Raw genomic sequence first — 7,530 nt, 5'->3', positions numbered from 1 at the left:
TCTTGGACAGCTTCAGTGCCATCTGGCTCGAAGTAATCCGGTTTGGCAGCGTTTGCAGGATGGGGCCCGGGTTCTGGCTGTTTTTCAAGGGCCAGATGCCTACGTTTCACCCTCATGGTATGAAACCAAGGTAGAAACCGGCCGGGTTGTTCCAACATGGAATTATCTTGCTGTCCATGTAGAAGGGAGTGCTCGGATTATCGAGGATTCGACCTGGCTGAAACATCATCTCCATCGACTAACAGACCAACATGAGTCGAGTATGAGCAATCCCTGGTCTGTGGATGATGCGCCAGTGGAGTTCACTGAACGTTTGGTGAAGGCTATCGTTGGTGTAGAGATAAAAATTAAAACTCTGACGGGTAAGCTGAAAGCTAGCCAGAACCAATCAGAAAAAAATCGAGCTGGTGTCAAAGTTGGTCTTGAGGCCAGAGATGGAGCGAACAACCGTGCCATGGCTAAGTTCATCAGCTGACCAAGGGCTGTTGTCGGATGGTTTTCCGTCGCCGTTCCTCCAAAGCAGTCATAAAGCCGGGCGTTAAATGCAGAAGCAGCCATGAAAATAACAGGTTTTAAAAAAGAAAATACTGAGCTTGAAGGTTGTATGGTGCTCAGTGATATAGGAATTGCTGCGTCTCCGGATACCTTAAGAGATCTGGCAGCGTTTTTACTCGCCGCAGCGGATGAGATGGAAAAGCTGGGTGAGGATTATGATCACCTTCATCTTATGGATGAATGGGATAAGTGGAAGGAAGATTATCCCGACATCCAGATCCTCAGTGAAAAATATATTTAACAAGCCTGCGTTAATCCAGCCTCCAATCATTCTTCACATCCCAGCTCACCATTTGTCCATCCGGATGCTTAAAGGCCAAACCACAGGCGTGCAGCATTAGCCTTGGTTCGGCGTGCAGGGCTTCGTCGTGGGCGTATAAGTCGCAGCCTAAAATCGGATGACCGATGGATTTTAAATGCAGGCGCAGCTGGTGCTGGCGGCCGGTAACGGGTTTCAATGTGACCAGTGTGCGGTGGGTGTCCGGGTTGCGCTGCTCGACCGTGAAATAGGTAAGCGAGGCTTTGCCTTCTTCATAGTCGATTTTACAGCGCGGACGGTTTTCCCAGTCTTTGCCAATGGGCAGATTAATCTCGCCTTCGTCCTGTTCAATAATGCCCCAGACCACGGCCTGATAGGTTTTCTGGATTTCACGGTCGCGGATCTGTTGCGACAGTACCTGACGTGCGCGCTCGGAGCGGGCAACAACCAGTAAACCAGAGGTATCCAGATCGAGGCGGTGCACAATGACGGCTTCGGGGTAATCCGGCTGCAGGCGGGTAATTACCGAATCGCTGTTCTCCGGGCCGCGACCGGGAACGGTGTAGAGAAATGCCGGTTTATTAACCACAATCAGATCGTCATCAACGTGCAGAATCTGCAGTTCTTCGTCGCAGCGTGGGGCGATGTAGTAAGCAGGAGGTGTTACGTCAGTCACGTTGATAAACTCTGATGAAGTGAACGTATATTTAATGAAACCTGCGGGGTTCTGGCAATGATTAATCACCGCCAGACGGTCAGAAATCTTGTCCGTCAGATACATGAACCAGAATCTTCAGCTTTCTTATATCTCTTTTAGCCATAATGCGCTGCATCGGGTTATCTGCTGAAATTCATAATTAAGGCACCTCTGAATAATTCTGCACAGCTTCGCGTGAGTGCTGCAAAGTGCTTTTGACAAGGCGTCGATTGCAGTGAACGAGTCCTTTATAAAATCGACAACACCGTCAAAACGCTCTGCAGCCCACGCCCTTCGGGGCTTGCTGAAAAAATCCAGCTCGGTGTTGCCACGTTTTGACGTAACCCGCTATGCCTTCAACGTGGCGCCTTGATCTGAACGTTTTCAGTAAGCCGAAGCGGGCACTGAATTATTCAGAGGTGCCTTAATATTCTTTAATGGTTATATGACTGAGGGGATGAACTGGATTTATCCTGTTTCAGCCTTTAGGATGACCCGCTTGATGCTCTGTGGCTGAATTGATGAGTATTGGAAATTATTCTGCTGAACCGGGCGTTAGCAATATCAAAGGATCTGTGAAGAATGAAGTTGTTGGTTGTGTTTTTTTTAACCGGATTTTTGTTGGGATGTATCGCTGATTCTGCTTATTCTCCTCCGGGGCTTGCGAAAGAAGATGCCGTATATTTAAAAGCAGATTCAGAGCGTGATCATGGTATTTTTCAGGGGCTTGATGAGAAGCTTTATATTAATTCGGTTAATGGTGTTTCTATCGGTGGTTTTTTTAACGGTTATTATGAAAGTGCTTATATTGAACCTGGATTGACTGAGATTGACGTAGGGTTTTATCAGGGAAAGGTTAAATCTGAACGCTGTGTGAAGTTTTTAGCCGAAAAGGGTAAATCTTACATTATTCGAAAGAAGCGCGAGGCATGGAGTATTAACTTCTGGGTTGAGCTGGAAAACGATATTAATACGAATGTTGTTAATCTTCCCTGTGGTGAATAGTGTGGTGGGCCTGTTAAGCCGGGTTTAGCGCTAGAGTCGCTCAATAAAAAGCCGGGGTAAAAACCCCGGCTTTTCTGTTTCTGCTTTTTTACATCACGCGCATACCCGGCTGGGCGCCGTCGTGTGGTTCGAGCAGGAAGATATCTTCACCGCCCGGGCCTGCGGCCAGTACCATGCCTTCGGACATGCCGAATTTCATTTTACGTGGCGCCAGGTTGGCAACCATCACGGTCAGCTTGCCGTTCAGGTCTTCCGGGTTGTAGGCCGATTTAATACCGGAGAATACGTTGCGGGTTTCGCCGTTGCCGATATCCAACGTCAGCTGCAGCAGTTTTTCTGCACCTTCAACATGCTCGGCTTTAACGATACGGGCAATACGCAGGTCGACTTTGGCGAAATCCGGGAACTCGATGGTGTCGGCAATCACTTCGTTACCGTCTTCACGCAGCTCAGGTCCTTTATTCTTCGCTTTTTTATCGGCCTTTTTCTCTGCGTTTTTCGCAGCGGTTTTATCGGTGCTGTTATCCGCCGCCGGTGCTTCGCCGTTTTCTTTGGCCAGCTCGGTTTTGGTTTCTTCCAGAATGGCGGTTACTTTGTCCATTTCGGCACGGGCCAGCATTGGCTGGAATTTATTGATTTTGTGGCTCAGCAGAATCTCGCGGCGCGCTTCCCAGTCAAGGCTGTCCAGATTCAGGAATGCTTTGGTTTTGTCGGCAATTTCCGGCAGTACCGGTGCCAGATAAGTCACCAGCTGACGGAACAGGTTAAGCGCCACGGAACATACGTCCTGCACTTCCTGCTGGCGGCCTTCTTCTTTATTCATCGCCCACGGGGCTTTTTCCTGAATATATTCGTTGGCGCGGTCGGCCAGCGCCATGATGTCTTTCATCGCGCGGCCAAATTCGCGTTTTTCGTAATGGCTGGCAATCTGGTCGCCGGCATCAATAAATTGCTGCAGCATTTCCGGTTCAGCGCAGGTCGCGCTCAGTTCGCCGGATGCTTTGGCAATAAAGTTGCCGGTACGCGAGGCGATGTTCACCAGTTTGTTGACCAGATCGGCGTTTACGCGCTGCACGAAATCTTCCAGATTCAAATCGAAATCATCGACGCTGGAGCTCAGTTTGGCGGCAAAGTAGTAACGCAGATAGGTCGGGTTTAAATGATTCAGGAAGGTGCGCGCCTTAATAAAGGTACCGCGCGACTTCGACATTTTAGAACCGTTCACGGTCACGAAACCGTGGGCATTGACTGCTGTTGGTGTACGGTATTCTGCGGCGCTCAGCATGGAAGGCCAGAACAGCGCATGGAAGTTAATAATGTCTTTACCGATAAAGTGGTACAGCTCGGTGGTGGAGTCTTTTTTCCAGTACTCGTTAAAGTCGAGGTCACCGCGCTTGTCACACAGGTTTTTAAAGCTGGCCATATAGCCGATAGGGGCATCCAGCCAGACGTAGAAAAACTTGTTCGGTGCATCCGGAATTTCGAAGCCGAAATACGGCGCATCACGGGAAATGTCCCACTCCTGCAGACCGGAATCCAGCCACTCGGCCAGTTTGTTGGCAACTTCATCCTGCAGGGTGCCGGAACGGGTCCACTGCTGCAGAAACTCCTGGAAGTCCGGCAGTTTGAAGAAGTAGTGTTCAGATTCTTTTTCGACCGGGGTGGCACCGGAAATGACGGAGAACGGGTTTTTCAGCTCGGCCGGGGTGTAGGTTGCACCGCAGACTTCACAGTTGTCGCCGTACTGGTCGGCGGCGCCACACTTAGGGCACTCGCCTTTGATATAACGGTCGGCCAGAAACAGCTCTTTAACCGGATCGTACAGCTGCTTGATGCTGCGGATGGCGATATGGCCTTTGTCACGGCAGGCTTTGTAGATTTCTTCTGACAGCAGGCGGTTTTCTTCGCTGTGGGTGCTGTGGAAGTTGTCGAACGCAATCTGGAAACCGGCGAAATCCGCTTCGTGCTCGGCTTTTACCCGCGCAATCTGCTCTTCCGGGCTGATACCTTCTTTTTCGGCGCGCAGCATGATGGCGGTGCCGTGGGCGTCGTCGGCGCAAACATAGTGGCATTCGTTGCCACGCAGTTTCTGGAACCGAACCCAGATATCAGTCTGAATGTATTCCAGCAGGTGGCCGAGGTGAATGGAACCATTGGCATAGGGCAGGGCGCTGGTGACGAGGATTTTGCGGGGATTCTGTGCGGTCATGACAATTCGCTACGGGTTATTCAAAGAAAGGGCAGTATTGTAGCGATTTTTGCCGCTGGCCGCGATGGCTGCGGTACGGCTTAAAAGCGCTGCGGCAGCAGAAATCTGCCGCGCAGCGCCTGATACTCAATGGCCGGGCATCACAGCTTTCCTTCAGCCGCCATCTTCATATAGCTGTCGGTAAAGCGCAGCTTCACATTACCTTTATCGCCAAAGGTTTTGCCGTTCGGGAAGGCCATGCCGATAAAGCCGGCATCGGCGGCGCCATCACCCAGCAGACCGTGGTCGAAGGAGAATTTCGCTACGTATTCCATGGTTTTTGGCAGCTCGGCGCTGTTCACAAATTCCACAGCTTTTTGTGCGTCGTAGAACATTTTGGTGGCGGCCAGCTGGGCATCGTAACCGGCAAGGTCGGTGCCTGAGGCTTCGGCCATCATGCTGCGTGCTTTTTTACCTTCGGCGTCGTCTTTCGCCATGATGCTCATGGTTTCGTACCAGGCGCCGGTCAGGGCTTTGGCGAAGGCGGGGTTAGCGGCCAGGGTTTCGCTGTTGACCATAGTGGTGTCGATAATTTCACCCGGAATCTGTGAGGAGTTAAACACGGCGGTTGCGTTTGGCTGCGCCAGAATTTCGCTCACCAGCGGGTTCCAGGTGACCACGGCTTTAACATCACCGGTGCCATAAGCCGCCACCATATCGGCGTCGGAGGTGTTGATCACCGAGACGTCTTTTTCGCTCATGCCCACGCTTTCCAGACCGCGTGCCAGCAGGTAATGGGAAACCGACAGCTCCACCAGATTCACCGGCAGGCCTTTGATGTCTTTCAGGCTTTTTCCTTCTTTCAGAATCACGGCATCGTTGCCGTTGGAGAAGTCACCGACGATTAAGGCGGTGGTGTCGACGCCGCTGGCGGCCGGAATGGTCAGGGCATCCATATTGGTCATTACGCAGGCGTCGAATTCACCGGCGGTAAACTGGTTGATGGATTCAACGTAATCGTTGATCTGCACCACTTCGATTTCGATGCCGTATTTATCGGCCCATTTTTTTACGATGCCGGCTTTGTCGGTGTAATCCCACGGCATCCAGCCAACATAGATAGACCAGGCCAGACGGAAACTGTCTTTGGCCTGAGCGTGTAATGGGGTCAGGGCGGCCAGGGTGACCAGGCTGGCGGTGAGCAGACGTTTTAACGGCTTCATAGGACTTCCTCTTTGATATCCACATAAATCAGACGGCAGGAGAACTCAGCGCGAAACGGCCAGATGCTGGCATTCGCGTGTGGGTCTCCCGGGCTTTTGTCCCGCCGTGTAACCTGCGCTGTGAATACGCTGAGGTCGGTTGCTCTCGGACCAGACGTTCTTTTTCAGCAAAGAACCGGAACCCTAGCCACCTATTTCTGTGAATCCCAACCGGATTCGGTTGCCGAGTATCTCCTGTTACTGATCAGTGTTCAGCAAGGGCTGTACCAGTTTTGCCGGAGCCTGAAAATTGCGGCATCCGGCAGGCTGGCGAGTGTTAAGTTGCTGATTTTGCTGTCAGTTGCACCCCAAAAGGGTGCACAGATGATTAGCTGAACAGATGGTCGCTGCATTCTGGGGCGCTTATTCGGTTTCTGCTTTATATACCGCCTTGCTGCTAGTGCTGCCCTTTATTCGGTTTCTGTTGTGTGTGCCGCTTTGCAGCCGGTGTCGGTGTTTGCCAGTAAACGGGCGAGAGCGCGGGTCGCGGGGCCGGCGCTTTCTTCATGGGCCATTACCAGATAGAGATCGACGTAGCGCCGCGCATCCTGAGCAAAGGGAATCACCTGCAAGGCACCGCTTTTCAGGTCGTCGGCAATCAGCAGCTCCGGCAGCCAGGCAAAGCCCAGACCGCGGCGGACAATATTTACCCTGGTGCTGGTATGGGTAACGGTCCAGCGCTGATGAGCGCCGAGCCAGCCACCTTCGCTGCGGCGTTTGCGGCTGCTGTCGCGCAGCACCACCTGCCGGTGTGCGGTGAGATCATCGTAGGTGGCCTCGCGCCCCAGATGCTGCAACGGATGCTGCGGGCTGGTGACCGGCAGAAAGCAGGAGCGGTGTACGTGCTCACCGTTCCAGCCGCTGGGCAGTTGCGGGGTAATCAGAATATCGATGCTGTCTTCGAGCAGCATTTCGTTACCGCCGCTGAGTACAAACTCTTCCAGCTCCAGGCGGGTATCGGGGTACTCGGCCGAGAAGGCTTCAAACACATCAAACAGCACATCGTTGGGGTAAATGGTGTCGATGGCCGCACGCACAACAGGCTCGACGCCCTGATTAAGCGAGCTGGCAACCTGATCGATATTCTCTGCCTGATCGAGCAGCTGTTCGGCACGTTGTAACAGAATACGGCCGTGTTCGGTCAGTACCGCTTTGCGCCCTTCCACTTCCAGCAGTTGTACGCCCAGTTGCTCCTGCAGCTTGTGCACACCATAGCTGATGGTTGACTGACTCTTGAAGATGGCCTCAGCCGCCTGAGCGTAGCCGCCATGGTCGACCACCGCTTTAAACATGCGCCACTGTTCGAGGGTTGTTTTCATTGGAATGCCTTTTCGTAAATATCGAAAGCTATACGTTAAATTATGAGATTTTTAATCGAATAAAGCGAACTTAAACTGCACTCATTGCTTAACAGCCCTAACACCACAACCAATACCCGAACCGATACCCGATTTAAGGATGCCGCCATGAACGTATTTGATGCCCTGAGCCAGCGTACTTCTGTGAACTACTTTGATACCGAACGTGCCATCAGCACGGCGGAAGTCCTGGAGCTGCTGGATTA

Annotated in this window: 7 protein-coding genes and 1 riboswitch; of the genes, 3 read left to right on the top strand and 4 right to left on the bottom strand. The window is 52.1% G+C overall.

Going from position 1 to position 7,530, the window contains the following annotated elements; translation table 11 throughout:
- The coding region (locus tag B3P58_RS14910) for an FMN-binding negative transcriptional regulator (RefSeq protein ID WP_286718746.1) at positions 1-475 on the top strand (475 nt) is incomplete at its 5' end.
- 81 nt (positions 476-556) lie between these two features.
- Positions 557-796, top strand: coding sequence for an Imm32 family immunity protein (locus B3P58_RS14905; RefSeq protein ID WP_286718744.1), 240 nt, complete (start codon positions 557-559; stop codon positions 794-796).
- A 10-nt stretch (positions 797-806) separates the two neighbouring features.
- On the opposite strand, the gene B3P58_RS14900 is transcribed toward B3P58_RS14905, so the two are convergent.
- Positions 807-1,436: an RluA family pseudouridine synthase gene (locus B3P58_RS14900; protein WP_422664288.1), complete on the bottom strand. Its 630-nt coding sequence runs from the start codon at positions 1,434-1,436 to the stop codon at positions 807-809.
- Between the two features lie 657 nt (positions 1,437-2,093).
- Between B3P58_RS14900 and B3P58_RS14895 the strand changes: the two genes are divergently transcribed.
- A complete protein-coding gene (locus tag B3P58_RS14895) occupies positions 2,094-2,516 on the top strand; it encodes a hypothetical protein (RefSeq protein ID WP_286718739.1) in 423 nt (140 codons plus the stop codon).
- 88 nt (positions 2,517-2,604) lie between these two features.
- Here the strand turns inward: B3P58_RS14895 and metG are convergent, their stop codons facing one another.
- The 3 genes from metG to B3P58_RS14880 form a co-directional block, all read right to left on the bottom strand.
- Positions 2,605-4,725, bottom strand: coding sequence for a methionine--tRNA ligase (gene metG, locus B3P58_RS14890; protein ID WP_286718737.1), 2,121 nt, complete (start codon positions 4,723-4,725; stop codon positions 2,605-2,607).
- 140 nt (positions 4,726-4,865) lie between these two features.
- A complete protein-coding gene (locus tag B3P58_RS14885) occupies positions 4,866-5,927 on the bottom strand; it encodes a putative urea ABC transporter substrate-binding protein (protein WP_286718735.1) in 1,062 nt (353 codons plus the stop codon).
- Between the two features lie 83 nt (positions 5,928-6,010).
- Positions 6,011-6,125: riboswitch (guanidine-I (ykkC/yxkD leader) on the bottom strand.
- 251 nt (positions 6,126-6,376) lie between these two features.
- Positions 6,377-7,285 (bottom strand): LysR family transcriptional regulator, encoded by a 909-nt coding sequence (locus B3P58_RS14880; RefSeq protein WP_286718734.1) that lies wholly within the window; start codon positions 7,283-7,285, stop codon positions 6,377-6,379.
- Between the last annotated feature and the right edge of the window lie 245 nt (positions 7,286-7,530).

This window comes from Thalassolituus sp. UBA2009, assembly GCF_002335285.1.
Classification (GTDB): Bacteria; Pseudomonadota; Gammaproteobacteria; order Pseudomonadales; family Oceanobacteraceae; genus Venatoribacter; species Venatoribacter alkanivorans.
This window is presented reverse-complemented; position numbering and strand designations above follow the sequence as displayed.